General features: G+C 69.1%; 27 protein-coding genes. 6 read left to right on the forward strand and 21 right to left on the reverse strand.

Annotated features, from left to right (window positions below; translation table 11 throughout):
* The 5 genes from ACTJLF_RS11650 to ACTJLF_RS11670 form a co-directional block, all read right to left on the reverse strand.
* The coding region (locus ACTJLF_RS11650) for a TolC family protein (protein WP_440883110.1) at nt 1–878 on the reverse strand (878 nt) is incomplete at its 3' end.
* 80 nt (nt 879–958) lie between these two features.
* Complete coding sequence (locus ACTJLF_RS11655) at nt 959–1,393, reverse strand: hypothetical protein (RefSeq protein WP_440883111.1); 435 nt, start codon at nt 1,391–1,393, stop codon at nt 959–961.
* Nucleotides 1,394–1,429: 36 nt separating this feature from the next.
* On the reverse strand, nt 1,430–1,711 hold the full coding sequence (locus ACTJLF_RS11660) for a hypothetical protein (RefSeq protein WP_440883112.1): 282 nt from the start codon (nt 1,709–1,711) through the stop codon (nt 1,430–1,432).
* Nucleotides 1,708–2,700 carry a glycerophosphodiester phosphodiesterase gene (locus ACTJLF_RS11665; RefSeq protein ID WP_440883113.1) on the reverse strand — a complete coding sequence of 331 codons (993 nt, stop codon included), beginning with the start codon at nt 2,698–2,700 and terminating at the stop codon, nt 1,708–1,710. The genes ACTJLF_RS11660 and ACTJLF_RS11665 overlap by 4 nt, the downstream gene beginning before the upstream one ends.
* Complete coding sequence (locus tag ACTJLF_RS11670; RefSeq protein WP_132755423.1) at nt 2,697–3,284, reverse strand: DUF1439 domain-containing protein; 588 nt, start codon at nt 3,282–3,284, stop codon at nt 2,697–2,699. The genes ACTJLF_RS11665 and ACTJLF_RS11670 overlap by 4 nt, the downstream gene beginning before the upstream one ends.
* Before the next feature lie 366 nt (nt 3,285–3,650).
* On the opposite strand from ACTJLF_RS11670, the gene ACTJLF_RS11675 reads away from it, so the two are divergent.
* Nucleotides 3,651–5,066, forward strand: coding sequence for an ArnT family glycosyltransferase (locus ACTJLF_RS11675; RefSeq protein WP_440883114.1), 1,416 nt, complete (start codon nt 3,651–3,653; stop codon nt 5,064–5,066).
* A 6-nt stretch (nt 5,067–5,072) separates the two neighbouring features.
* Here ACTJLF_RS11675 and ACTJLF_RS11680 read toward each other — a convergent pair whose 3' ends face one another.
* The 11 genes from ACTJLF_RS11680 to ACTJLF_RS11730 form a co-directional block, all read right to left on the reverse strand.
* Entirely contained in the window at nt 5,073–5,564 is a 492-nt protein-coding gene (locus ACTJLF_RS11680) for a GNAT family N-acetyltransferase (RefSeq protein ID WP_440883115.1), read from the reverse strand.
* 28 nt (nt 5,565–5,592) lie between these two features.
* On the reverse strand, nt 5,593–6,087 hold the full coding sequence (locus ACTJLF_RS11685) for an AAA family ATPase (protein ID WP_440883116.1): 495 nt from the start codon (nt 6,085–6,087) through the stop codon (nt 5,593–5,595).
* Between the two features lie 192 nt (nt 6,088–6,279).
* Nucleotides 6,280–7,068: an amino acid ABC transporter ATP-binding protein gene (locus ACTJLF_RS11690; RefSeq protein WP_019654917.1), complete on the reverse strand. Its 789-nt coding sequence runs from the start codon at nt 7,066–7,068 to the stop codon at nt 6,280–6,282.
* Entirely contained in the window at nt 7,052–7,705 is a 654-nt protein-coding gene (locus ACTJLF_RS11695) for an amino acid ABC transporter permease (RefSeq protein WP_019654918.1), read from the reverse strand. The genes ACTJLF_RS11690 and ACTJLF_RS11695 overlap by 17 nt, the downstream gene beginning before the upstream one ends.
* A 24-nt stretch (nt 7,706–7,729) precedes the next feature.
* Nucleotides 7,730–8,392, reverse strand: coding sequence for an amino acid ABC transporter permease (locus ACTJLF_RS11700; protein WP_019654919.1), 663 nt, complete (start codon nt 8,390–8,392; stop codon nt 7,730–7,732).
* 118 nt (nt 8,393–8,510) lie between these two features.
* On the reverse strand, nt 8,511–9,311 hold the full coding sequence (locus ACTJLF_RS11705) for a transporter substrate-binding domain-containing protein (RefSeq protein WP_354421400.1): 801 nt from the start codon (nt 9,309–9,311) through the stop codon (nt 8,511–8,513).
* A complete protein-coding gene (locus ACTJLF_RS11710; RefSeq protein ID WP_440883117.1) occupies nt 9,308–10,078 on the reverse strand; it encodes a GntR family transcriptional regulator in 771 nt (256 codons plus the stop codon). The genes ACTJLF_RS11705 and ACTJLF_RS11710 overlap by 4 nt, the downstream gene beginning before the upstream one ends.
* A gap of 99 nt (nt 10,079–10,177) precedes the next feature.
* The gene (locus tag ACTJLF_RS11715) at nt 10,178–11,518 is read right to left on the reverse strand and encodes an MFS transporter (RefSeq protein ID WP_440883118.1); all 1,341 of its coding nucleotides are present in this window, start codon (nt 11,516–11,518) and stop codon (nt 10,178–10,180) included.
* Nucleotides 11,519–11,547: 29 nt separating this feature from the next.
* A complete protein-coding gene (locus ACTJLF_RS11720; protein ID WP_440883119.1) occupies nt 11,548–12,621 on the reverse strand; it encodes a hypothetical protein in 1,074 nt (357 codons plus the stop codon).
* Nucleotides 12,622–12,672: 51 nt separating this feature from the next.
* Nucleotides 12,673–13,446, reverse strand: coding sequence for an SDR family NAD(P)-dependent oxidoreductase (locus ACTJLF_RS11725; RefSeq protein WP_440883120.1), 774 nt, complete (start codon nt 13,444–13,446; stop codon nt 12,673–12,675).
* Nucleotides 13,443–13,970 (reverse strand): ester cyclase, encoded by a 528-nt coding sequence (locus ACTJLF_RS11730; RefSeq protein ID WP_440883121.1) that lies wholly within the window; start codon nt 13,968–13,970, stop codon nt 13,443–13,445. The genes ACTJLF_RS11725 and ACTJLF_RS11730 overlap by 4 nt, the downstream gene beginning before the upstream one ends.
* 141 nt (nt 13,971–14,111) lie before the next feature.
* Here ACTJLF_RS11730 and ACTJLF_RS11735 point away from each other — a divergent pair, with 141 nt between their 5' ends.
* Nucleotides 14,112–14,843: a Crp/Fnr family transcriptional regulator gene (locus ACTJLF_RS11735; RefSeq protein ID WP_440883122.1), complete on the forward strand. Its 732-nt coding sequence runs from the start codon at nt 14,112–14,114 to the stop codon at nt 14,841–14,843.
* An 18-nt stretch (nt 14,844–14,861) separates the two neighbouring features.
* Here the strand turns inward: ACTJLF_RS11735 and ACTJLF_RS11740 are convergent, their stop codons facing one another.
* Together ACTJLF_RS11740 and ACTJLF_RS11745 are read right to left on the reverse strand one after the other, a co-directional pair.
* Nucleotides 14,862–15,830: a Bug family tripartite tricarboxylate transporter substrate binding protein gene (locus ACTJLF_RS11740; RefSeq protein ID WP_019654927.1), complete on the reverse strand. Its 969-nt coding sequence runs from the start codon at nt 15,828–15,830 to the stop codon at nt 14,862–14,864.
* Between the two features lie 45 nt (nt 15,831–15,875).
* A complete protein-coding gene (locus tag ACTJLF_RS11745; protein ID WP_019654928.1) occupies nt 15,876–16,316 on the reverse strand; it encodes an OsmC family protein in 441 nt (146 codons plus the stop codon).
* Between the two features lie 253 nt (nt 16,317–16,569).
* Between ACTJLF_RS11745 and ACTJLF_RS11750 the strand changes: the two genes are divergently transcribed.
* Nucleotides 16,570–18,267, forward strand: coding sequence for a long-chain fatty acid--CoA ligase (locus ACTJLF_RS11750; protein WP_440883123.1), 1,698 nt, complete (start codon nt 16,570–16,572; stop codon nt 18,265–18,267).
* Nucleotides 18,268–18,297: 30 nt separating this feature from the next.
* Here ACTJLF_RS11750 and ACTJLF_RS11755 read toward each other — a convergent pair whose 3' ends face one another.
* Nucleotides 18,298–18,780 (reverse strand): tetratricopeptide repeat protein, encoded by a 483-nt coding sequence (locus tag ACTJLF_RS11755; protein ID WP_019654930.1) that lies wholly within the window; start codon nt 18,778–18,780, stop codon nt 18,298–18,300.
* A 147-nt stretch (nt 18,781–18,927) separates the two neighbouring features.
* Between ACTJLF_RS11755 and ACTJLF_RS11760 the strand changes: the two genes are divergently transcribed.
* Nucleotides 18,928–19,485, forward strand: coding sequence for a thermonuclease family protein (locus ACTJLF_RS11760; RefSeq protein WP_019654931.1), 558 nt, complete (start codon nt 18,928–18,930; stop codon nt 19,483–19,485).
* A gap of 82 nt (nt 19,486–19,567) precedes the next feature.
* On the opposite strand, the gene ACTJLF_RS11765 is transcribed toward ACTJLF_RS11760, so the two are convergent.
* Both ACTJLF_RS11765 and ACTJLF_RS11770 read right to left on the reverse strand, forming a co-directional pair.
* Nucleotides 19,568–19,816, reverse strand: a complete 249-nt coding sequence (locus ACTJLF_RS11765) for a hypothetical protein (protein ID WP_126185557.1) — start codon at nt 19,814–19,816, stop codon at nt 19,568–19,570.
* 12 nt (nt 19,817–19,828) lie between these two features.
* Nucleotides 19,829–21,175: an NAD(P)/FAD-dependent oxidoreductase gene (locus ACTJLF_RS11770; RefSeq protein WP_440883124.1), complete on the reverse strand. Its 1,347-nt coding sequence runs from the start codon at nt 21,173–21,175 to the stop codon at nt 19,829–19,831.
* Between the two features lie 179 nt (nt 21,176–21,354).
* Here ACTJLF_RS11770 and egtB point away from each other — a divergent pair, with 179 nt between their 5' ends.
* On the forward strand, nt 21,355–22,611 hold the full coding sequence (gene egtB / locus ACTJLF_RS11775; RefSeq protein ID WP_440883125.1) for an ergothioneine biosynthesis protein EgtB: 1,257 nt from the start codon (nt 21,355–21,357) through the stop codon (nt 22,609–22,611).
* A 2-nt stretch (nt 22,612–22,613) separates the two neighbouring features.
* On the forward strand, nt 22,614–23,633 hold the full coding sequence (egtD, locus tag ACTJLF_RS11780; protein ID WP_440883126.1) for an L-histidine N(alpha)-methyltransferase: 1,020 nt from the start codon (nt 22,614–22,616) through the stop codon (nt 23,631–23,633).
* Nucleotides 23,634–23,717 lie beyond the last annotated feature (84 nt).

Here is a 23,717-nt window from a genome sequence, read left to right on the forward strand (position 1 = left end):
GGGGGGGGGGGGGGGGGGGGGGGGGGGGGGGGGTGGGGGGGGGGGGGGTGGGTGGCCCGCTCCCCCCCCAGGCCCATCAGGCGCGTGAGCTGTTCGCGCGAAGCCACCGCGGCCTGGTCGGCGCGCGCCAGCTGCGCGGCCGCGTCGGCCAGCAGCAACTGCTCGCGCGTGCGCTGCAGCGCGCTCCAGTTGCCGGCCTGGGCCATGCGGTGCGCGAGCTCGGCGCCGGCTTCGGCGGCTTCCTTCGCGTCGCGCAGGTAGGCCACGCTCTGCTGCGCCGCCACCGCGCGCACCCAGGCGCGTCGCGTGTCGGCGGCCAGCACCAGCACGCTCTGCGCGGCCTGCAGCTTGGCGGCCTCGTGCCGCTGGCCGGCCCACCGGGCCTGCCATGGCAGCGTGACGAGGCCCAGCACGTTGAAGCTGAGCATCCGCTCGAACTCGCGCTCGCGGCCCTGCGCAAGGCGGCTGAACGACAGCACCGGGTTCGGCAGGCTCGCGGCCTGCACGCGGTCGGCGTCGCTCAGCTGCAGGGTGGCGAAGGCGTCCTGCACGCGCGGACCGTTGATGAGCGCGATGCGCACCGCGGCCTCGACGTCCAGCGGCTTGGCCAGCAGCGCATCGACGCTCTTCAGCGAGGCCTCGTCGGGCGCGCGCTGGGCGGTCGTGCCCGCCATGAGCGGATTGGTGCCGACAAGCGCCTGCACGTCGGCGCTGCCGCCGTCGGGCGAGAGGCTCGCGCAGCCGGCGAGCACCAGCGCGGCGGCCAGCGCTGTGCCGATCTTGACGGTCCTGATGGATGGGAGCCGGGGCGGGCGCGCTTCACTGCGCCTGCGATGGCCACGGATGCCGGCAGGCTGCCGACGAACGGGGGAATTCACTTTCGATCTCCATGAGCAATACGACGGACGCCGCGAGCCGTAGCAACGGGCTCACTGCGGACGGACTACGGGCAGGGAGATCAGGAAATGGGCGGCTTCAGGCCCTGGACGGGCTCCGCGCTGACGAAGCGGGCCGCGTGCGCCGGGTGCGACGCCTGGGGCGCGCCGTGGACGATGGCGACAAGGGGCATGCCGCCGAGCGCGACCGTGTGGCAGACCTGGCAGGCGACGCAGGTGCCGCAGCCCTGGTGGTCGCCGTGGCTGGTGGTGCCGGAGCCGCCGTCGTCATGGCTGCTGCCGTGGGCGGACATGTCCATGGCCATCGCCATGTCGCCGCCGCCCGCATCCGCGTCCATTGCCTCGTGGCAGTGGGCTTCGGCCGCGGCGGAAGCCACGGTCGCGGCTTCCATGGCCGCCGGCAGCGAGTGGCGCACCATCTCGACCGCCATCGCGTCGCCCAGCCAGCCGCGCACGGGCAGCAGGACGATCATGATGGCGAGCAGCAGGGTGCGCATGGGGCGGGATGATAAACCGGCCAAACGGCGCGCCGGTCAAGAGACCAGCTGGCCTCGGGCCTTGTCGACCCACACCTGCAGGTTGTCGAGCAGGTCCTTCTGGCTGAACGAACAGCTTTCCTCGCTGAAGAGCGCGCTCGATTCGAGCCGGTCGAGCAGCCCCAGCAGCACCTCGCCGTAGCGCGGGGGCAGGGCGCCCAGCAATTCGGTGCTGGCGCGGGCCTCGTCCGACAGCCTGGTGACGGAGCCGCCCTGGCTGTCGCGCAGGGCCGCGACGCGCGCGGCGACGTTGTCGAGTTGCTGCAGCGCGGCGCTCACGATGCGTTCCTTCCGGGCGGCGGCAGCGAGAGGCCGCGTTCGCGCATCAGGTCGCGCAGGATGTCGGGGTAGTCGGTGATGATGCCGTCGGCGCCCCAGTCCATCAGCCGCTGCATGTCTGCGCGCTGGTTCACCGTCCAGGGCAGCACCTTCAGGCCGAGCTTGTGCGCCTCGCGGATGACCTCGGGCGTGAGGTCGGCGAATGCCGGCGACCAGACCACCGGCCCCGGCGCGTTGGCCGACGCGGCCCGGACCATCTGCGGCACCGAGGCGAAGCTGGCGGCATCGAGGCCGTCGGTCCAGCGGCTGTCCTTCAGCGTGCGCGGCGTGGTGAGGTAGGCGCGCGGCATCTGCGGCGCGAGCTTGCCGACCAGCGTGAGCGTGCGCCAGTCGAAGCTCTGGATGGTCACGCGCCCGGCCATGTTCGCCTTGTCGATCTCGGCGAGCAGCGCGCGCACCATCGGTTCGGGCGCGGCGGTCTCGTCGGGCTTCGAGGGGTCGATCTTGGTCTCGATGTTGAAGCGGACCGTGGCCGCCTCGGCGCCGCGCGCCTGCACCTGTGCGAAGAGCGAGGCCAGCGTGGGGATGCGCTCGCCGTCGCGCGGAATCTGCAGCGCGAACTGCTTGCCGTAGTTGCTCGCCGGGTTGATGCGGCCCACGTCGTAGGTCTGCAGCTGCGCCAGCGTGAGCGTGCGGATGGGCGCGCCGCTCCTGGGCGCGAGCCATGCGCCGCTCGCATCGCGCGTGTGGTCGGGGTTGAGCGAGGTGTCGTGCGAGATCACCACCACGCCGTCGGAAGTGAGCCCGATGTCCAGCTCCAGCGTGGTGACGCCCATGTCGACGGCGTTGGAGAAGGCGGCCAGCGTGTTCTCGGGTGCCAGCCCGCGTCCGCCGCGATGCGCCTCGAGGTCGAAGTGCTGCGTGGCCGTGGGCATGATGGCCGTGCAGCCGGCAAGGACCAGCACCGAAGCCAGGAGGGCGTATTTCATTTGAGCTGTACCTTGATTCCGTTGTCCTGCACCGTGATGTCGCCGATCTCGTAGGTCTTGCGCCCGACCGTGAGTTCGTCGGCCGTGAAGCTGCGCAGCACCTGCCCCTGAAGCAGTTCCTGCGCGACCACCGCGCCCACCTTCTGCAGCCGCTCGGCGTCGCGGCCCTCGATGCCCTGCAGCTCGAGCCGCTCGGCCTTGGGCTGGTCCAGCCGCAGGGCGCGTGCCGTGGCGTCGTACTTCAGCGCGCTGCTGACCGACACCACGCCCTGCACCGGCGAGGCTGCCAGCAGCGGGCTCGCGATGGTCAGCGTGGCGGTGATGGCCGCACGGTTGGCCCTCGAATCCAGCCCCAGCTGCGGATCACGCAGGCCGACCATGAAGATCTCGGCGTAGCGCTCGGCCACCGGAAAGCGTTTGGCGATCTGCGCCTGCAGCTCGTCGCGGCTGGCGGTGTATTCGCTGGTGAAGAAATTGAAGCCGGCCAGCGCGGCGAAGGGCGCCTGCAGGGCCGCGGCGCCCAGCAGCGCGTGCAGCACCCGCCGACGGGAGCTGGTGGAAGGAAGCACGGGACGGAAGTTCATAGCCGTGGGAGCTTGCCACAGGCGCGCAGGGTTCCCTGGACCCGGCTTCTGTGGCGCCGAATTTTCAAACTACATGTAAATTTTTCCATCCCGAAAGTAAAGTTATGTAGTGCGAAATGGTTATATTCGGCGGGCGCACCAGGCACGCATTCCTGCGACGACAGGAATGCCACCCATGCGAGCGACGGGAGCAGGCGTTGGCGCCGGCTCTTTCCACTCTCACACGGATGCTTTTTCATGCTGCTTCAACCCGATGGCACCGGGGATGCTTCGGTGCGCGCGGCCAGTCCTGCCGTACGCGACGATGCGCCATCGCCGATTGCCCGGCCCCGCGGTAGTTCCCACTTTGCGTCCGCGATGGCTTGGATGGCGCTCTGGGCCGTCACATGGCTGTGCGTGCTTTCGGCGTTGCACCTGACGCCGCCATCGGATTCCGTCGAGCAGCTCACCTGGGTCCGCTCCATCGAGTGGGGCTACCACAAGCACCCGCCGCTGCCCACGATGATGATCTGGCCGCTGGTGCAGCTCTTCGGCATCCACGGATGGGTGGTGAGCGCCGCCGGCGCGCTGGTGATCTGCGGCGCGCTCGTGATCTCGTGGCGGCTCGTGCGCGAGCTGGCGGGCAGCCATTTCGCGGCGCTGGCCATGCTGGGTTCGCTGAGCATCACCTACTACAGCGGCCGCCTCGACTTCTACAACCACAACACGGTGCTGCTCCTCTTCGTGGCGGCGTCTGCGTGGTTCTGCTGGCGCGCCTTCGCGGACCGCTCGCGCGTCGCCTGGCTTGCGCTGGGGCTCATGCTCGGCCTCGGGGCGCTGGCCAAGTACCAGGTCGCGCTGGCGGCCCTGAGCGTGATCGCCTTCTGGCTCACGCAGCGCGGCTGGCGCGACCCGCTGCACCTGCGCGGTCTGCTGGGCGCGGCGGCCGTCGCCTTCGCGGTGTTCGCACCGCATCTCTGGTGGCTGGTGACGCACGACTTCCTGCCGCTGCGCTACGCCCGCCACACGTCGCTGGGCGCCGCAATGACGTGCGCGCAGCGCACCGCCCACGCACTGCTTTGGCTGGCCGACCAGCTCAACAGGTTGAGCCCGGCGCTGCTGCTGGCCGCGGGCCTGCTGTGGAAGACGAGAAGCGCCGCCGCACCCGCGTCGCGGCAAACCGGGACGCCGCCACCCGAGGTCGGCCCCGACGCACGGGCATTCCTTTTCATCTGGGGCCTGTTGCCGCTGACGGTCATCGTGCTGATCGGCCTGGCCACCGGGGCCGACCTCCAGTTCCAGTGGGGCACCGCGTTCATGTCCTTCACCTGTGCGGCGCTGATGCTGCTGCTGCCGATGGGCCGCTGGCATCGCATCGAGCGCCGTGACGCGACCACGGGTTTCCTGGCGGTGCAGATCCTGCTGTTCGCGCTGACCTGGGTGATGTCGCCGATGAGCGGACTGGGCCTGTCCAAGAGCAAGTCCGCAGGCTTCCGCTCGGAGCACTTCGCTGCGCGCATCGGTCCGCCGGCGCGTGCCGTGCTGGGCGGGCCTGTCATGATCGTCGGCGGTTCCTCGCGCATCGCGAGCGCCATCGCGCTGAGGCTGCCCGAGCGGCCGCTGGTGCTGCTCGAAGGCGACCTGGTCGCAAGCCCATGGGTGTCGGTTGCGCAGGTCGAGCGCCACGGCGTGCTGTGGGTGGGCGACCAGCATTCGCTGCCGCCGCCGCCCGGCCTCGAGCGGCACTGGGTGACCGGCAAGCTCTGGTGGGCCGTGCAGTTGCCCAGGCCCGACGCTGACTGAGCCGGCTCAGGCGCAGGGAACGCGCAATTCGTAGCGGGCGAAGGCCCGTTCGCCCTTGTGGATCACGCTGTGCAGTGAAAAGCCGAAGCGCTCGTACAGCGAGCGCAGCGGCACCCGGTCGGCCACGCAGTCCAGCCGCAGGAAGGGGCGGCCGAGCCCTGCGGTGCGTTCGCGTGCGAATTCCAGGAGCCGTATCGAAACCCCGCGCCCCGCCCAGGCCCGGCTGACTGCGAGCTTGTGCACGTAGAGCGATGTGCCGGTCTCCATCTCGGGCCAGAAGCCCGGGTCATCGAGGTCGATCCGCATCACGCCCGCCACCTCGCCGCCTTCGCGGGCGATGAAGTAGCCGCCGGCATCGGTGTCGCGCTGCACGCGCTCCAGCCCGACGTCGGCCTCCGACCACAGCGGCCGGCCCTCGCCGGCGATCCATTGGGCGGCTTCGCTGAGGACGGCCGCGACGGTGGCGGCCTCGGAGGGCCTGGCTTGTTCGATCTGCATCGGGGGCAGAGCATAGCGGCGCGAGGCTTCAGGCATGCCTGACCACGTCGAAGCCCTCTTCCGGCGAAGGCGCCGCGAAGTGGCTGCTGATCAGCTCGAACTGCTCGTCCGTCGTCTCGAAGGGATGCGTGCCGCTCGCGTTGCGCGCCCGCAGGCGCTGTCTGCAGACCTCGTCGGGTACGTCGAGAAAGTGCAGCCTGTGCGCCGCGCCGGCTGCCTCGAAGATGCCGCGCATCCAACGTCGGCTGGCCACGGTGTTGGCCGGAAAGTCGAGCACGACCGGCACGCCGGCCCTGAGCAGGCCGGCCACGTGGTCCGCCATGGCCTGCTTGAGCCGGCCCGCGCAGCGCACGTAGTCGGGCAGTTCGTGGATCTCGCCGGGGTACAGCGCCGCCAGCCAGGCGTCTTCGCTGATCAGCACGGTGGCGGGCGCTTCGGCGAGCTGCCGCATGAGCGTGGACTTGCCGGCGCCGATCTTGCCGCAGACGATGTGGAGCACGGGGCGGGGGAGTGGCGGTGTCATCTCGATCTCCTGAAGGCTTGAAGAGAAGAGCCCCAGGAAACGAAAAACCCGCCTCCTGGGGCGGGTTGCATGGCGTGTACCTGATGTGTCGTTCGAAGTGCCGCGCGCTAACCCACCGTCTTACGGATGGGTCGAATAATGGAGGCGGTACGCAGGCAGGCCATGGGCAGAGGATAACCGCAGGGCTCCGGCTCAGTCGTGCAGCGAGGACAGGAACTGCTTGAGCTCCGCCGTCTGCGGATTGCCGAAGAGCTCCGCCGGCGGCCCCATCTCGTGCACGCGGCCCTGGTGCATGAAGATCACGCGGTCGCTGACCTTGCGCGCGAAGTTCATCTCGTGCGTGACCATGAGGAGCGTCATGCCCTCGTCGGCCAGCGACTCCACCACCCGCAGCACCTCGCCGACCAGCTCGGGGTCGAGGGCGGAAGTGATCTCGTCGCACAGCAGCACGGCCGGCTCCATCGCCAGCGCGCGGGCGATGGCCACGCGCTGCTGCTGGCCGCCCGAGAGCTGGTCGGGCATGGCGTCGAACTTCTCGGCCAGGCCCACGCGCGCGAGCAGCTTGCGGGCCTGCGAGGCGGCTTCGAGGCTGGTGCGCTTCTTGACCAGCGTGGGCGCGAGCATCACGTTGCGGCCCACCGACAGGTGCGGAAACAGGTTGAAGCTCTGGAAGATCATGCCCACACGCTGGCGCAGCTCGCGCATGGCCATGGCGCTCTCGTGCAGCAGCGGCTTGCCGTCCACCGTGAGCGAGCCTTCCTGGAATACCTCCAGGCCGTTGACGCAGCGCAGCAGCGTGCTCTTGCCCGAGCCGCTCTTGCCGATGATGGCGATCACCTCGCCGCGCTTCACGTCGAGGTCGATGCCCTTGAGCACCTCGTTGGTGCCGTAGGACTTGCGCAGCGCCGTGATGCGCACGATGGGCGAGCCCACCGAGGTGGCGGGCGTCTGTTGTTGCGAAGGGTCAAGCACGGCGGCCATGGGATTTCCTCTCGAGGTTCTTGGCGTACAGGCTCACCGGGAAGCACAGCACGAAATAAAGCAGGGCCACGCAGCTGAACACCACGAAGGGCTTGAAGGTGGCGTTCGAAATCATGCTGCCGGCCTTGGTGAGTTCGACGAAACCGATCACCGACGCGAGCGCGGTGCCCTTGATGACCTGCACCAGGAAGCCCACTGTGGGCGCGATGGCGATCTTCACCGCCTGCGGCAGGATTACGTGGCGCAGCTGCTCGCCGAAGCTCAAGGCGAGGCTGCCCGACGCCTCCCACTGCCCCTTGGGGATCGATGCCACGCAGCCGCGCCAGATCTCGGTGAGGAAGGCGCTGGTGTAGAGCGTGAGCGCGACGCTGGCGGCGGTCCACGCCGACACGTCCACGCCGAAGAGCGCGATGCCGAAGTAGGCCAGGAAGAGCTGCATCAGCAGCGGCGTGCCCTGGAAGAGCTGCACGTAGAGGCCCACGGCCCGGCCGATCGCCTTGCCGCCGCGCAGCCGCAGGAACAGAAGCAGCGCGCCCACGATGCCGCCGCCGATGAAGGCGATGAGCGAGAGCACGACAGTCCAGCGCAGTGCCAGCAGCAGGTTGCGCAGGATGTCCCAGAGAGAAAAATCAGCCATGTCGGGGTGCTTTCGCTTGGTTGCTCAGCGGCCGAAGAAGAACTTCGGCCCGGCCCAGTCGAGCAGCCGTCGCAGCGCCACCGACAGCGCCAGGTAGATCAGCGTGGCGACGATGAAGGCCTCGAAGGCGCGGAAGTTGCGGCTCTGGATGAGGTTGGCCGCGTAGCTCAGCTCCTCGGTGGAGATCTGCCCGCACACTGCCGAGCCCAGCATCACGATGACGATCTGGCTCACCATCGCGGGCCATACCTTCTTGAGCGCCGGCGGCAGCACCACGCGCAGGAACACCTGCGAGCGGCTCAGCGCCAGGCTCACTGCCGCCTCGATCTGCCCCTTAGGCGTGGCCTCGATGCCGGCGCGGATGATCTCGGTGGAGTAGGCCCCCAGGTTCAGCACCATCGCGATCACCGAGGCCACTTCCGGCGTGAGCTTTACGCCCGCCGCCGGCAGCCCGAAGAAGATGAAGAACAGCTGCACGATGAAGGGCGTGTTGCGGATCAGCTCCACGTAGGTGCCCACGATGGCGCGCAGCCACTTCGGGCCGTCGGCGCGCGCCCACGCGCAGAAGGTGCCCACGATCATGCCCAGCACGGTGCCGACCGCGGTCAGGCCGATGGTCCATGCAACGCCCCGCAGCAGCAGCGGCCATTCGGAGAGCACCGCGCCGAAATCAAACTCGATGTTCATAAGTCAGTCTTCTCTTCGTGGAACGCCGCGGAACCGGCTTTGCCGGGCCGCAGGCGTCGCCCCCGGCGAGGGGGTGTGCGCAGCGACACGAAGTGCGCGAAGCATGGGGAGTACTTGTTCAGACCGGCAGGTCGCCGGCAGCCTTGCCCAGCCACTTCTTGGACAGGGCGTCCAGCGTGCCGTCCTTCTTGGCGGCGGCGATGATCTCGTTGACCTTGGTCTTCAGCGCGGTCTCGCCCTTGGCGACGCCGACGAAGCAGGGGCTGTCCTTGAGCAGCAGCTTGAACTCGGCGCTGACCTTCGGGTTCTTGGCGAGCATGTCGCCCGCGACGGCGGCGCTGGTCGCGATGGTCTGCGTCTGGCCGGCCACGAAGGCGGCGATGGTCGCGTTGTTGTCCTCGAAGCGGCGGTAGTCGACGTTCGGCGGCGCCACCTTGTTCAGCTCCTGGTCTTCCATCGCGCCGCGCGTCACGGCCACGGTCTTGCCGGCCATGTCGGCGAAGCTGGTGAGCTTCATGCTCTTGGGGGCGTACACGGCCTGGAAGAAGGGCGCGTAGGCCGACGAGAAGTCGATCACCTTCTCGCGCTCGGGGTTCTTGCCCAGCGTGGAAATCACGAGGTCGGCCTTCCTGGTCTGCAGGTACGGGATGCGGTTGGCGCTGGTCACGGGCACCAGCTCGACCTTCACGCCGAGCTTGGCGGCGATGAGCTCGGCCATTTCCACGTCGAGGCCCTGCGGCTTCATGTTCTTGTCGACCGAGCCGTAGGGCGGGTAGTCGGTGGGCACGGCGATCTTGATGGTCTTGGCCTTGAGCACGTTGTCCAGCGCGTTCTGGGCGTGCGCGGCGCCGGCAGAGGCCAGCATGGCGGCGGAAGCGAGCGCCAGGGCGATGCGGCGTTTGGAAGCAGAGAAGGTCATAGCAGGGCTCCTAGGTAAGTCGAAGAATCGGAATCGGGCGGCGCGCCGGGCTTGCGGCGCCTGCCCTTGGGCGTTGCGGGGGCAGTGGCGGCGGTGTTGTGCAGCGGCGCCAGCGCGTCGCGCAGCTGCGCCAGCGGATCGGAGGGTGCCTGCACGCGCAGGGCCGACTGCACCGTGCCGATGTGCTCGGCCATCAGCGCCTCGGCGGCGGCGTGGTCGCCGCGCTCCAGCGCCGCGACGATGCGCACGTGGTCCTCGCAGGACTGCACCGCGTCGTGCGTGGACTGGTAGAGCATGGCGATCAGGGTGGTGCGCGCCGTGTAGTCGCGCAGCGTGTCGGCCAGCAGCGTGTTGCCCAGGCACTCGGCCAGGCAGACGTGGAAATCGCCCAGCAGGAAGCTGCGGTTGCCGACGTCGCGCTCTTTCAGTGCGGCCTTTTCACGCTGCAGGTGCGCCTTGAGCTGGCGCAGGGCGGTCTTCTCGATCTTGCCCACGCTGCGGATGAGCCCCAGCTCGATGACGCGCCGCGCCTCGAAGGCCTCGCGCGCCTCGTCCTGCGAAGGCTCGATGACGAACCAGCCGCGCCGCGCGCTCACGGTGACGATGCCGCGCGCCGCCAGCCGCGTGAGCGCCTCGCGCACGATGGTGCGGCTGCAGTCGAACAGCATCGCCAGCTGCTGCTCGCCCAGGCGAGAGCCCGGCGCGAGCTTCTGCGCCATCACCGCCTCGACGATGCGTGCACTGATTTCGGATGCGGAGATGGCCATATGCCTGCATACCAGCAGCTTCTGTGCCAACTGGTATGCAAGATTTGCGCACCTGAATGGAGCATGCCTCCGGTCGGGAGGCCGGCGCGGTGCGCCGATTCAGTGCCGGGGGCGCCCCAGCGCGCTGGCAGGCAGTGCCACAAGCATGAGCAATGCCGAGAGCACCAGCGCCCCGCTCAGCACGTAGAGACTGGCGGTGAAGCCGCCCGTGAGCTGCTTGAGCCAGCCGACCATCATCGGCGCCACCAGCCCCGCGCTGCCGCCGATGGTGCTGATGAGCACAATGCCCGCGGCCGCTGCGCTCTTTGACATGAAGTTGCCCGGCACAGCCCACAGCACGGTGAACGCCGCCGAGATGCCCATGGCCGCCAGCGCGAGGCAGAGCACGGCGGCGATCGCGTCGTGCATGAAGAACGTGGTCAGCGCCAGCCCGGCCGCACCCGCGACCGCGCTGAGCGCGAAGTGCCAGCGCCGCTCCTTGCTGCGGTCGGAGTGCCGGCCCACCACGATGTTCGCCGCGATGCCCGCCACCGCCGGGATCACCGAATAGAAGCCGATCTGCAGCACGCTCAGCCCCATCGACTTGAGGATGGTGGGCTGCCAGAACGACAGCGCGTAGATGCCCAGGATGATGAGGAACGACATGAAGCCGATCAGCCAGACCCGGCCGTCGCGCATCGCCGCGCCGAAGGTGTGGCGCTCGGCGGCGCCGTGCGCGGCCTGGTCTTCGGCCAGCAGGCGGGCCACGCGCTGCTTCTCGGCGGCGCTGAGCCAGGCCGCCTGCGCCGGACTGTTCGACAGCCAGCCGAAGGCCGCGATGCCCAGCAGCACGCTCGGCAGCCCCTCCAGCAGGAAGAGCCACTGCCAGCCGCGCAGCGACAGCGCGCCGTCGAGGTACGTCATCGTGAGCCCCGCGATCGGTCCGGCCACGATGGGTGCCGCGCCGAAGGCCATGAAGAAGAGGGCCGTGGCCTGCGCGCGGCGGTGAGAAGGGAACCACAGCGTCAGGTAGAACAGCACGCCCGGCGCGAAGCCGGCCTCGAACACGCCGATGAGGAAGCGCAGCACGTAGAACTGCGCGGGCGTGGTCGCGAACATCATCGCCGCCGAGGCCAGCCCCCACAGGCCCATGATGCGCAGCAGCGTGGCGCGCACGCCGATCTTCGCGAGCATCAGGTTGCTCGGAATCTCGAACACCGCGTAGCCGATGAAGAAGATGCCGGCGCCCAGGCCGAACACCGCGTCGCTGAAGCCGAGCTGCTCCTTCATCTGAAGCTGCGCGTAGCCCACGTTGGTGCGGTCCAGGTAGTTCAGCACGTAGCAGGCGCACAGCAGCGGCATCAGGCGCCATGTGATCCTGCGGAAGAGGGCGGCGTCCTCGCGCGCATCGGCGTCCGCCTGGGATTGCGCTTGCGCCCCGGCCAGGGTGGCTGTGTTCATCGTCTGTCTCCTCGTGTCGAATCGTTCGGTCAGGCCTTCACCGGCGTTCCGAAGCTGGTCTCGCCCCAGAGGAAGCTGGCTGGCGCCCCCGGAAAGAGCCAGTGCGGCGTGCATTCGGCCGACGGCACCACGTTGCTGAAGCCGTGCGCTGCCGAGCTGCCTGCAAGCGTCTTCTCCAGCACCATCGACAGGTACTGGTCGTTGCTGCTTTCCTGCGTGTTGCCGTTGAGGATCACCTCCGCGCCGGTGGCCTGCGCGTAGCGGCGGATGCCGTTGTGCCGCGACTGCAGCGGCGCCCAGCTGTCGGCCGCCACGCCGTTCTCGCTGCTCACCCGCAGGCCGTCGCCCGTGCGGTAGACCAGAGAATGGTTGCCTTCGGTATGGCCCGGCGTGTGCACCAGCGCCAGACCGCGGCCGAGCTGGATGCTGCCGTCGAAAGCGACGATTCTTTCGGCCGGGATGCCGTCGAGCCCGTGCGGGCAGTACCACTCGGCCTGCACCGGCATCAGTCCCTGCACGCTCGCGAGCTCCTGGCGATGCACCAGCAGCCTGGCGTTGGGCAGCAGGCCCGGCGTGGCGGCGCTGCCCAGCCACCGGCGCAGGTCCTGCGTGTGCAGGTGGTCGTAGGTGATGTAGTCGACCTGTTCCGGCGCGATGCCGCAGCTCGCCAGCGCCTGCGGCACGGTCCGGTAGACCGGCGCGATCGCCTTGTGCAGGAACTTCGGCGTCTGCTCGGCCAGGCGCTTGAAGTAGGGCGTCTCGTTGCCGGCCTCGAAGTCCGCCGGCGTGAACAGCAGCGTGCGCAGCCGGCCCTCGAAGTCGTCGTACTGGACGACCACCGTGCGCGCCAGCAGATGCACCATGTGCGGCTTGAGCAGCTGCTGCGAATAGACGCCCGTGAAGGCGAACCACGCCGGGTACGGAATGCGCAGCAGGTCGAAGCTGCGCGCGAAGCGCACCGGCGGCGCGTCGAGCAGGCGCTCGCGCAGGCCCTCGGCGACGCGGCGGATGGCGCGCAGGCGCTCCTGCGGCATGGCGGCGTCGCGCGCGCCGTCGAAATCCGCCAGCTGTGCGAAGCCGGAGGGTTCGGGGTCTCTGGTCATGGGGGTCTCCTTGTCAGCCTTCGAAGGAAGCGAAGCGAAATGAGCGGGCGCTCAGTACATCGAGCGCCCGCCCGAGATGTCGAACACCGCGCCGGTGCTGAAGGAACAGTCGTCCGACGCGAGCCATGCCGCCATGGCGGCCACCTCGTCGACCTCGACAAAGCGCGCCATCGGCACGCGCGAGAGCAGGGCGGTGCGCAGCTGCTCGCGGTGCTCGGCCGGAACGGCGGCGAACACCTCGGTGTCTGCCGCCGAGGGCGTGATGCAGTTCACCAGCACGCCGGACGAGGCCAGTTCCTTGCCCAGCGACTTGGTGAGCGCGATGAGACCGGCCTTCGAGGCGGAGTACGCGGCGTTGAAGCCGTTGCCCTCCTTGCCTGCGACCGAGGCGATGTTGACGATGCGGCCGCGCCGCTGCGCGAGCATCGCCGGTGCCACTGCCCGACAGCACAGCCACGCCCCCGTGAGGTTGACGTCGAGCACGTTGCGCCACTGCGCGGGCGTGTGCTCCCAGGCCGGCACCGTCGGCCCCAGCACCCCGGCGTTGTTGACGAGGACGTCGATGCCGCCGAAGCGCTCCTGCGACTGCGCGGCCGCGCGGGCGATCTGGTCTTCCTCACGCACGTCGACGACTGCCGACACGGCGTTGCCCAGCGGCGCGAGCGTCTCCATGGCATGGGCGAGCGCCAGCGCGTCCAGGTCCCACAGCGCGACGCTTGCACCGGCCGCGAGGTAGCGCCGCGCGATCGCCAGCCCGATGCCGCGCGCGCCGCCGGTCACGATGGCATGCCGGCCCGCGAGCGCATCGCCGTGCAGCGCGTTCATGCCGTGGCCGTCTCTGCTGCCGCTGCTGCGCGTGCGGCGGCCGGCTGGCCCAGCAGCCCGCCCACCAGTGCGCCGACCTGCTCCGCCGGCACGCCAGCCAGCAGCTGCCGCAGCATCGTGAGCGTGTCGAAGTACACGCGCTCGCACACCAGCCGGTCGCCCTCGAAGATGAAGAAGGCGTTCATGCGGCAGCGGAAGCTGTTGCCGGTGGGCGGCAGGCCCTTGAGCGGCCCCTTGTGCGTGCCCAGCAGCCAGAACTCGACGATCACCGAGTCGTCGGCGTGGCGCAGCTGGATGATCTCGTGGCGCTGGTCGGGAAAGGCGCGGCGCGTGTCGATGTAGTACTGGCGCACCTCGGCGATGCCGTCGTGCACCTCGCCGCTGGGAACCAGCTCGTAGTGCGGATGCGGGAAGGTGCCGAGCACGGCGTCGAAGTCCTGCCGGGTCTCGTCGGCGAAGTGGTCGAGCACGAGGCGCTCGCGGCGGGCCTGGAGTTCGGTGCGTGGGGTGTCGTCTTTGCTCATCGGGTGTGCTCCATGTGAGAGGAATGGCTGCTGACATCGGGTTGGCGCGAATGCGCCGGCCCGGGCTCGCTGCGTACTATCGGCAAGCCCCTGAAACAAGACTGTCCGGTGTTGGCAATCGACGCTACGGACAAACCCGCGATGCCACGCACGCTCCCTTCATCCCCTGACACGGCCCCGGACGCGCAGCCATCGCCGGTGCACAACGGCGACATGCGGCTGGCCCAGGACGTGCAGCGGCGGCTGCTCGAAGTGGCGCACCGGCGCACGCTGGCGCGCGGCGAATCGCTCTTCCACAAGGGCTCGTCGCCCGACGCTCTATTCGGCGTGGTGGCCGGCTCGCTGCGCGTGAGCGTGGTGGCGCCGGGCGGGCGCGAGGCGGTGATCGCGATGCTCGAACCCGGCCACTGGTTCGGCGAGGTGTCGCTGCTGGTGGGGCGCGAGCGTGTGTACGACACCTGCGCTGTCGACACCACCGAGATGGCGGTGGTCGCGGCGGCCGACTTCCATCGGCTGGTGGCCGAGCATCCCGACGTGCACATGGCCTTCACCCGGCTGGTGTGCCTGCGGCTGCGCCAGGCGCTGGCGTGGATCGACGACGTGATCCTGATGCCGCTGCCGGTGCGGCTCGCGCACCGCCTGCTCACGCTGGACGCGCGCGCGGAGGGCGCGGATGAGGGCACGGGCAAGGGCGGCGGCACGCTGCTGGGCGTATCGCAGGAAGACCTGTCGTTCATGCTCGGCGTGTCGCGCCAGAGCGTGAACCGGCAGCTCAAGCTGTGGGAGGAGGACGGCACGCTGCGCGTGCGCTACCGCGCCATCGAGCTGCTGGACCGCGCACGGCTCGAGCGGCACGCGGCCACGCCGCCCTGAGCGGCGTTCTGCGCGGGATCAGTCCATCCGCGCGCCGGATGCCTTCACTGCCTTCTCCCAGCGCGGTGTTTCCGTCGCGAGGAAGCGCGCGAAATCCTCGCTGCCCAGGAAGGCCGGGTCGGCGCCCTGGCTCACCATGCGTTCGCGCACTTCGGGGTTGCTGAGCACCTGCCTGAAGGCGTCGCTCAGCTTGGCGACCACGTCTTTCGGCGTGTCCTTCGGCGCGAGGAAGCCGTAGAAGCCCACCACCTCGAAGCCCTTGACGCCCGACTCGATCACGGTCGGGATGTCGGGCAGGGCGGGGTTGCGCTCGCGGCTGGTCACGGCCAGGGCGCGCACCTTGCCCTGCTTGTGGTAGTTGGCCGCCTGCGGGATCGACTCGGCCATGAACTGGACCTGCCCGCCCATCAGGTCGGTGAAGGCCGGGGCGCTGCCTCGGTAGGGGATGTGCACCATGAAGATGCCGGTGGCGGTCTTGAACATCTCCGGCACCAGGTGGCTGATGCCGCCGTTGCCGGCCGAGCCGTAGTTGACCTGGCCGGGCCGCGCCTTGGCGTAGTCGATGAACTGCTTTAGGTTCTGCACCGGCAGCTTGGGCGTGACCAAGAGCGCCAGCGGCTGCATCGCGGTGCGCGCGATGGGCACGAAGTCGCGCTGCGTGTTGTAGGGCAGCTTGCTGTAGAGCGCGCCGTTGATCACCGCCACGCCCGTATTGGCCAGCATCAGCGTGTAGCCGTCGGCCGGGCTCTTGGCGACCGCGTCGGCACCCACCGAGCCGCCCGCGCCGGGCTTGTAGTCGACGATCAGCGGCTGGCCCAGCACGGCCTGCAGCTTGTCCGTCAGCAGGCGCGCATGCTGGTCGAGGGGGCCGCCGGCGGGAAAGCCGATGACGATCTTGATCGGCTTGTCGGGAAAGGCGGCCATCGCCGCCGTGGCGCCGAGGCCGAGGGAAAGGACCGCGAGTGCGGTCCGGATGGGCTTGTTCATGATCCGTCTCCTATTTTTGTGAGGAGACGATCATAGGCAGACCGCTCAGCCGGCCAGCGTGGCCTTCAGCGTGATCTCGGGCACGCTCGCCAGCGCCTTCGACAGCGGGCAGCCGGCCTTGGCGGCGGCCGCGATCTGCTGGAACTTCGCCTCGTCGAGGTTGGGCACGCTGGCGTCTAGTTCGAGCGCGATGCGGTCGATCTTGAAGCCGTCGCCGTCCTTGGCCAGCCGCACGGCCGCGCGGGTGTCGATCTTCGTGGCCGCCAGGCCTTCCCGCTCCAGCGCGAAGGCGAAGGCCATCGTGAAGCAGGCGGCGTGCGCGGCGCCGACGATTTCCTCGGGGTTGGTGCCGCGCTTGTCGTCCTCGAAGCGGCTGGCGAAGCCGTAGGGGTAGTCCTTGAGGGCGCCGGTCTCGGTGCTGACCAGGCCCTTGCCGGTCTTGCCGGCGCCTTCCCAGTGAACGCTCGCGTGCTTTTCTGCTGCCATGGAAGCTCCTTCGGTGGGTGAGTGGGTGGACGGGAGGGGAAAGGAAAAGAGAACAGCCCGCAGGTATCGCGCGGAAGGCGGCGCCTGTCTGTAGTCGCAGAGCGCGTCCGGCAGGGCCGGGCATGTGAGAAAAAATGGCGTCACCTAGGCGACGCCCCCGGGGGCTTCCCCGATGCGAGCGGCGGACGTGGCGGCTTAGGCTGGCGGGAATCCACCTTCCCGCCCTCTCGTCCATCCCCCGCCCGTGCCCACCATGGAACAACGCCCGCATTACAAGTTCTGGCCCAAGCGCCTCCCGCACTCGATCACCGTCCCCGCCACCTCGCTCTGGCACAACCTCGCCACCTCGGCCGCACGCTACCCCGACAAGCCCGCGCTGGTGTTCTTCGGCCGCGTGACCAGCTACCGCGAGTTCGCCGCGCAGGTCGACCGGCTGGCCGGCACGCTGCACGCGCTGGGCGTGAAGCGCGGCGACCGCGTGATCCTGGACATGCAGAACTGCCCGCAACTGGTGATCGCGCATTTCGCGATCCTGCGCGCCAACGCGGTGGTGGTGCCGGTCAACCCGATGAACCGGGCCGAGGAGCTCAAGCACTACATCACCGACCCCGACGCCAAGGTGGCCCTCATCACCGGCGACCTGGCGCCCGAGCTGGCCAAGGCCAGCAACTCGCTGCCGCCCGGGCAGCGGCTGGACCACATGATCGTGACCCAGTTCACCGACGCCTTCGACGCCGAAGCCTCGGGCGACGACGCCCCGGCGCCCGCCTGGAAGGAGTGGCTCACCACGCGCCACCCGCTGCCCGCGCTCGATGGCGGCAAGGTCGTCGCCTGGACCGATGCGCTCGAGGCCGGCCACCGGCCGCCCGAGCACGTGGTGGGCGCCAACGACATGGCGCTGCTGCCCTACACCAGCGGCACCACCGGCCTGCCCAAGGGCTGCATCCACAACCACTCCAGCCTGATGCACAACGCCGTCTCAGGCCAGATGTGGGGCTGCTCGACCTCCGAGACGGTGGTGCTCGCGGTGGTGCCGATGTTCCACATCACCGGCGTGGTGAGCATGATGCACACCGCCATCCTCGCGGCGGCCACGCTGATCATCATGCCGCGCTGGGACCGCGACGTGGCCGGCCGGCTCATCTCGCGCTGGAAGGTCACGGCCTGGACCAACATCCCGACCATGGTCATCGACCTGATGGCCAGCCCCAACTTCAAGGACTACGACCTGTCGAGCATGACCTACATCGGCGGCGGCGGCGCCGCCATGCCCCAGGCCGTGGCGCAGCGCCTCTTCGAGCAGTACGGCCTGAAGTACCAGGAGGGCTACGGCCTCACCGAGACCGCCGCGCCCTCGCACACCAACCCGCTGGACAACCCCAAGCAGCAGTGCCTGGGCATCCCGTTCATGAGCACCGATGCGCGCGTGGTCGACCCCGACACGCTCAAGGAAATGCCCATCGGCGAATCGGGCGAGATCATCATCCACGGCCCCGAGGTGTTCCAGGGCTACTGGAAGCGCCCCGACGCCACCGCGGCGGCCTTCGTCGAGTTCGAGGGCAAGCGCTTCTTCCGCTCGGGCGACATGGGCCGCATGGACGAGGACGGCTACTTCTTCATCACCGACCGCCTCAAGCGCATGATCAACGCGAGCGGCTTCAAGGTGTGGCCCGCCGAGGTCGAGCTGCTCATGTTCCGCCACCCGGCGATCCAGGAAGCCTGCGTGATCTCGACCAAGGACGACTACCGCGGCGAATCCGTCAAGGCCGTGGTGGTGCTGCGCCCCACGCACAAGGACACCACCGAGCAGCAGATCATCGACTGGTGCCGCGAGAACATGGCCGTCTACAAGATCCCGCGCAAGGTGCAGTTCGTCGACGCGCTGCCCAAGAGCGGGAGCGGGAAGGTCATGTGGCGCCTGCTGCAGGAGGCGGAGAGCGAGGCGAAGTGAACCCGGCTGAAGGGGCGGGCACTTGACCGGTCAGTGCCCGAGCCCCAGCGACTTCAGCAGCTTCCCGGCTTCTTCCCTCCCGTTCGGCGTCACCTGAGGCGCCGCCATCGCCTTCGTCAGGTAGTCGACGACCTTGCGGTGGTTCTTGTGCGGGCCTTCCCACAGGAAGAGGCGTCCCAGCTCAAGTGCGGCGTCGCCGTCGCCCGCGGCGTAGGCGCGCTCGAACCAGTAGCGGGCCCAGCGGAAGTTGCCTTCGTCGCGATAGCAGATGGCGAGGTTGGCGCAGCCTGCGATGTCGCCGGCCCTGGCGGCCTTGCGGTACCACTGGCGGGCGGCGGTGCTGTCCTGCTTCACGCCGATGCCGTGGTCGAGGAAGTAGCCGACGCTGTTGAGCGCGTGGGTCTCGCCGGCGACGGCGGCCTTGAGGAACAGCGACAGTGCCTTCTTGTGCGCGCCTGCATCCCATGCGTCGTTGGCGGCGGAAAACCAGTCGTCCCGGGTGGGTTCCTGCATGTGCGGGGTCTCCTTCGAAGCGCGGTTCGGGTAAGAACGCGAGAAAGAAAGGAAAAAAACTGTGTCCCGAATTGTTCCGGTGCGCGGATCACTTAGCCTCGACCGGACCGGCCATTCTGCCTATCTCCTGGTCTTTCCGGCTTCTTCATGCACTTTCGCGCGCTGCCTTCCTGTCTTCTTTCTCTGCTTCTTCTTGCCTTTCCCCACCTTTCCCAGGCTGCACCACGCAACTGCCTCGTCGTCGGCATCAGCGACGGCGACACGCTCACCGCGCGCTGCGGGCGCATCGGCGCCTATGAGCGCGTGAAGGTGCGCATCGCGGCCATCGACGCTCCCGAGAAGGCCCAGCCCTACGGCCAGCGCAGCAGGCAGGCGCTCAGCGGCATCTGCTTCGGCGAACAGGCGCTCATCACCGAGGTCGACACCGACCGCTACGGCCGCACCGTGGCCGACGTGAGCTGCAATGGCGAGGACGCCGGCAGCCGAATGGTGTCCGAAGGGTGGGCCTGGGTGTACGACTACAACCACCTCGCCACCAGGCGCGGCGGAGGCCTGTTCAAGCTGCAGGAGCGCGCGCAGGCACGCCGCGCCGGCCTATGGGCCGATCCGCAGCCGACGCCGCCGTGGGAGTGGCGCAAGCACCAGCGCGAGGAACAACAGGCGCAGCCGCACTGGGGCGGCGGCCGGTGGGGAGGGCTCTTCTGAGCCTGTGAGTTCCGGCTCCGGTGAGGCGGGGCGCTCTCAGGGCGAATCGACGGTCGTGGCCCCGCTCGAATCTCGATTCACCCTAGCAACTGCCCCAGCAGCGCAGCCCGGGCACGATCAGGCCCGCTGCGAAGCTGATCGCGCAGAAAACCAGCAGGATCAGCGCCGCCATCTTCAGCCCCTCGGCGCTCCATCGCGGCGCGAAGCTGCTGAAGAGGAAGCCCGAGGCGAAGGTTCCTTCGAGCCGCTCGGCGCCGCCCCAGCGCAGCACCCAGAGGCACAGCAGCGCCTCGGCGGCATGCGCGGCGAGCCAGATGAACAGCGAGAGCATCGCGGCTCGTTCTCAGGACTCGCTCTTGCCCTGCACGTCGGCCACCACGCGCGCATTGCGCTGGAAGCTCCAGTAGGCGCTCGCCCAATCCATCATCACCACGATGCGGTTGCGGAAGCCGATCAGGAAGTAGGCGTGCGCGAACAGCCAGAAAAGCCACGCGAGCCGGCCGCTGAAGCACAGCGGGCCAAAGGGCGTGCCCAGGTCGACCACGGCCGAGTTGCGGCCGATGGTGGCGAGGTTGCCGTAGTCGGCGTAGCGGAACGGCACCGTAGGCCGGCCCGCAATGCGGCGCAGGATGTTGGCGGCGGCCGCGCGCCCCGCCTGCTTGGCGCCGGGCGACACGCCGGGCACGGGCTTGGGCGGCTTGCCGGGGGCGTAGCTCATGGCGGCGGCGAGGTCGCCGACCACGCTGATCTCGGGGTGCCCCGCGAGGCTCAGGTCCGGCTCGACCTTGATGCGGCCCGCGCGGTCGCATTCGACGCCGGTGGCTGCGCCCAGCATCCGCCCCAGCGGCGAGGCCGCCACGCCCGCGGCCCACACCACGCAGCTGCTATCGATACGGTAGCTCTGGACCGGTGCACCGTCAGCACCGCCGCCGGTCTGCACTTCGAGCCCGGCGTTGTCGATGGCGGTGACCCGGGCGTTCAGGCGCACCTCGACGCCGAGCTTCTGCAACTGCTCCAGCGCCTTGACGCTCAGCGACTCGGGCATGGCCTGCAGCACGCGCGGCCCGCCTTCGATCAACAGCACCTGGGCGCTGGCCGGATCGATGTGGCGGAACTCGCCCGACAGCGTGTGCTTGGCGATCTCGGCCAGCGTGCCGGCCATCTCGACGCCGGTGGGCCCGGCGCCGATCACCACGAAGGTGAGCAATGCACGGCGGCGTTCCAGGTCGGCGGTGATCTCGGCGGTTTCGAACGACAGCAGCACGCGGCGGCGGATCTCGAAGGCATCGGCCAGCGTCTTCAGCCCGGGGGCGGCGGTGGACCACTCGTCGTGCCCGAAGTAGCTGTGTGTGGCGCCGGCGGCGACGATCAGGTGGTCGTACGGCACGGTGTCGCCGTTGGCCAGCTGCACCGATCGCGCGGCCGGGTCGATGCCGCTGACCTCTCCCAGCAGCGTCGTGATGTTCTTCTGCCCGCGGAACAGCCCGCGCACCGGCGCCGCGATGGAAGGCGCTGCGAGCCCTGCGGTCGCCACCTGGTAGAGCAGCGGCTGGAACAGGTGGTGGTTGGTCTTGTCGATCACCGTCACGTCCACTTCGGCGTCCTGCAGCTTGCGCGCCGCTTCGAGGCCACCGAATCCGCAGCCGACGATGACGACTTTGGGCCTGCCCGAGGGGTTGGTCGTTTGCATGCGTCGGATGATACGCAGGCCTCCTGCACGCACCGGCATCTTGTGCCACAGTGGCGGACTCTCGCGCTCGCCCCAGGGCGGCTTTGCCGAAGTCGCGGCGGCAGGCCTGCGGCGCCTTGTCCTACGTGCCGTCGCGACCCGGATGGGCTACAAATTGCGGCTACCCGACTGGAGATTCCATGACGCTTTCCCGGCCGACCATTCCGGCGGCGGGCGCACTGCGCGACAGATTCCGCGAAGTGCGCGCAACCAGCCTGGCGCTTGCCGCCCCGCTGTCCGCCGAAGACCAGTGCATCCAGTCGATGCCCGATGCCAGCCCCACCAAGTGGCATCTCGCGCACACCACATGGTTCTTCGAGAGCGTGCTGCTGCAGCCGCACGCGGGCGGCTACCGGCCCCTCGATCCGCGCTTCCACTACCTCTTCAACTCGTACTACGAGGCGCTCGGCCCGCGCCATCCGCGCCCGCAGCGCGGCCTGCTCACGCGGCCCTCGCTGGACGAGGTGCATGAATACCGGCGCCACGTCGACGAGGCCGTGCTGGCGCTGCTGGAGGAGGGCGGATTCGACTGGAGCGTGATCGAGCCCATCGTCACGCTCGGCCTGAACCACGAGCAGCAGCATCAGGAGCTGCTGCTCACCGACATCCTGCACGCGTTCTCCTGCAATCCCATGCTGCCGGCCTACAAGCCCGCCGGCGGCCCTGTGCTGCGGCTGGCCGCGGTGCCGCCCGCCATGCGCTGGATCGAACAGCCCGGCGGCATGGTCGAGGTGGGGCATGACGGCAACGGCTTCTCCTTCGACAACGAGACACCGCGCCATCGGGCGCTGCTGCAGCCCTACGCGATTGCCGACCGGCTCGTGAACTGCGGCGACTACGCCCAGTTCATCGCCGACGGCGGCTACCAGCGGCCCGAGCTGTGGCTGTCCGACGGCTGGGCCGCGGTCCAGGCCAACGGCTGGCGGCACCCCGCCTACTGGCTGGCGCAGGACGATCCGCGGCTGCGCTTTGCCGGCCCCGCTGCCCAGGCGGGCGCGGGCTGGCACGTGTTCGGCCTGCACGGCGTGCGGCCGATCGAGGCCGATGCACCCGTGTCGCAGTTGAGCTTCTACGAGGCCGCGGCGTACGCCGAATGGGCCGGCGCGCGGCTGCCGACCGAGTTCGAGTGGGAAGCCGCGCACGATGCGCCCGGTATCTCGCAGATGAGCGGGCATGTCTGGCAATGGACGCGGTCGTCGTACGACCCGTACCCCGGCTTCAGGCCGCTGCCGGGCATCGCCGCCGAATACAACGGCAAGTTCATGGTGGGGCAACTGGTGCTGCGCGGCAGCAGCGTCGCCACGCCGGCCGGGCATGCGCGGCCCAGCTATCGCAACTTCTTCCCGCCGGCGGCGCGCTGGCAGTTCTCGGGGCTGCGGCTCGCGAAAGACCTCTGATCATGCGCAATCCAAGTTCCTCTTCGTCGCTGTCCTTCGTGCCCGCAAAGGATGGCCGGAAGCCGCACGTTTCTTCGCAGGCTGCCGCTGCGGTCGCAACCCCGCTGTCGGAGTTCGGCCGCGAGATGCAGGCCGGGCTCGCGCGTTCGCCGCGCAGCATCTCGCCCAAGTTCTTCTACGACGCCGCAGGCTCGCAGCTCTTCGACCGCATCTGCGAGCTTCCCGAGTACTACCCGACGCGCACCGAGCTGCGCATCCTCGGCGAATGCGCCGCGGAGATCGCGGCGCAGATCGGGCCGAACGCGGAGATCGTCGAGTTCGGCGCCGGGTCGCTGACCAAGGTGCGGCTGCTGCTCGATGCGCTGGAGACGCCGAAGCGCTATCTGCCCATCGACATCTCGGGCGAGCACCTGGAGGCGGCGGCCGAGCGGCTGAAGGCGGACTATCCCGATCTGGCGATCCAGCCCATCGCGGCCGACTACACCATGCCGCTGGTGCTGCCGGCGCCCATGGCCGGCTCCGGCCGCCGCGTCGGGTTCTTCCCGGGCTCGACCATCGGCAACTTCGAGCCGGACGAGGCACTGGCCTTCTTGCAGCTTGCCGCGCGGATGTTGCGCGGTGGCGGGCTGCTGATCGGGGTCGATCTCGTGAAGGATCCTGCTCGGCTGCATGCTGCATACAACGATGCGCAGGGGGTGACGGCGGAGTTCAACCTCAACCTGCTGCGGCGGGCGAATGCGGAGCTCGATGCCGGATTCGATCTCGACGGGTTCTCGCATGCGGCGTTCTACAACGCGCCGCATCGGCGGATCGAGATGCATCTTGTGAGTCGGCGGGCGCAGAGTGTTTGCTTGAATGGGCAGGAGTTTGCGTTCGAGGAAGGGGAGACCATTCATACGGAGTACTCGCACAAGTTCACTGTCGAGGGGCTTCGGGCGTTGGCTGTGAGGGCGGGGTTTCGGGCTGGGGCGGTTTGGACTGATCCTGAGAGGCTTTTCAGCGTGCATTGGTTGGCTGCCTAGTTTGATGTTGTGAGATGTTTGTTTTCCGGGGCCGGGACTCGCCCCGGCGGGCGACCTACTTTTCTTTGCTTCGCCAAAGAAAAG

It is taken from the genome of Variovorax sp. 22077 (assembly GCF_052044195.1).
Taxonomy (GTDB): domain Bacteria; phylum Pseudomonadota; class Gammaproteobacteria; order Burkholderiales; family Burkholderiaceae_C; genus Variovorax; species Variovorax atrisoli.

Coding starts and splice junctions, on each gene's coding strand:
- ACTJLF_RS11770 (WP_440883124.1), bottom strand. CDS start 21,175: ATGCAAACGACCAACCCCTCGGGCAGGCCCAAAGTCGTCATCGTCGGC.
- ACTJLF_RS11750 (WP_440883123.1), top strand. CDS start 16,570: ATGGAACAACGCCCGCATTACAAGTTCTGGCCCAAGCGCCTCCCGCAC.
- ACTJLF_RS11720 (WP_440883119.1), bottom strand. CDS start 12,621: ATGACCAGAGACCCCGAACCCTCCGGCTTCGCACAGCTGGCGGATTTC.
- ACTJLF_RS11655 (WP_440883111.1), bottom strand. CDS start 1,393: ATGCGCACCCTGCTGCTCGCCATCATGATCGTCCTGCTGCCCGTGCGC.
- ACTJLF_RS11670 (WP_132755423.1), bottom strand. CDS start 3,284: ATGAACTTCCGTCCCGTGCTTCCTTCCACCAGCTCCCGTCGGCGGGTG.
- ACTJLF_RS11700 (WP_019654919.1), bottom strand. CDS start 8,392: ATGAACATCGAGTTTGATTTCGGCGCGGTGCTCTCCGAATGGCCGCTG.
- ACTJLF_RS11685 (WP_440883116.1), bottom strand. CDS start 6,087: ATGACACCGCCACTCCCCCGCCCCGTGCTCCACATCGTCTGCGGCAAG.
- ACTJLF_RS11665 (WP_440883113.1), bottom strand. CDS start 2,700: ATGAAATACGCCCTCCTGGCTTCGGTGCTGGTCCTTGCCGGCTGCACG.
- ACTJLF_RS11730 (WP_440883121.1), bottom strand. CDS start 13,970: ATGAGCAAAGACGACACCCCACGCACCGAACTCCAGGCCCGCCGCGAG.
- ACTJLF_RS11690 (WP_019654917.1), bottom strand. CDS start 7,068: ATGGCCGCCGTGCTTGACCCTTCGCAACAACAGACGCCCGCCACCTCG.
- egtD (WP_440883126.1), top strand. CDS start 22,614: ATGCGCAATCCAAGTTCCTCTTCGTCGCTGTCCTTCGTGCCCGCAAAG.
- ACTJLF_RS11725 (WP_440883120.1), bottom strand. CDS start 13,446: ATGAACGCGCTGCACGGCGATGCGCTCGCGGGCCGGCATGCCATCGTG.
- ACTJLF_RS11760 (WP_019654931.1), top strand. CDS start 18,928: ATGCACTTTCGCGCGCTGCCTTCCTGTCTTCTTTCTCTGCTTCTTCTT.
- ACTJLF_RS11745 (WP_019654928.1), bottom strand. CDS start 16,316: ATGGCAGCAGAAAAGCACGCGAGCGTTCACTGGGAAGGCGCCGGCAAG.
- ACTJLF_RS11675 (WP_440883114.1), top strand. CDS start 3,651: ATGGCGCTCTGGGCCGTCACATGGCTGTGCGTGCTTTCGGCGTTGCAC.
- ACTJLF_RS11705 (WP_354421400.1), bottom strand. CDS start 9,311: ATGACCTTCTCTGCTTCCAAACGCCGCATCGCCCTGGCGCTCGCTTCC.
- ACTJLF_RS11755 (WP_019654930.1), bottom strand. CDS start 18,780: ATGCAGGAACCCACCCGGGACGACTGGTTTTCCGCCGCCAACGACGCA.
- egtB (WP_440883125.1), top strand. CDS start 21,355: ATGACGCTTTCCCGGCCGACCATTCCGGCGGCGGGCGCACTGCGCGAC.
- ACTJLF_RS11765 (WP_126185557.1), bottom strand. CDS start 19,816: ATGCTCTCGCTGTTCATCTGGCTCGCCGCGCATGCCGCCGAGGCGCTG.
- ACTJLF_RS11680 (WP_440883115.1), bottom strand. CDS start 5,564: ATGCAGATCGAACAAGCCAGGCCCTCCGAGGCCGCCACCGTCGCGGCC.
- ACTJLF_RS11695 (WP_019654918.1), bottom strand. CDS start 7,705: ATGGCTGATTTTTCTCTCTGGGACATCCTGCGCAACCTGCTGCTGGCA.
- ACTJLF_RS11735 (WP_440883122.1), top strand. CDS start 14,112: ATGCCACGCACGCTCCCTTCATCCCCTGACACGGCCCCGGACGCGCAG.
- ACTJLF_RS11710 (WP_440883117.1), bottom strand. CDS start 10,078: ATGGCCATCTCCGCATCCGAAATCAGTGCACGCATCGTCGAGGCGGTG.
- ACTJLF_RS11715 (WP_440883118.1), bottom strand. CDS start 11,518: ATGAACACAGCCACCCTGGCCGGGGCGCAAGCGCAATCCCAGGCGGAC.
- ACTJLF_RS11740 (WP_019654927.1), bottom strand. CDS start 15,830: ATGAACAAGCCCATCCGGACCGCACTCGCGGTCCTTTCCCTCGGCCTC.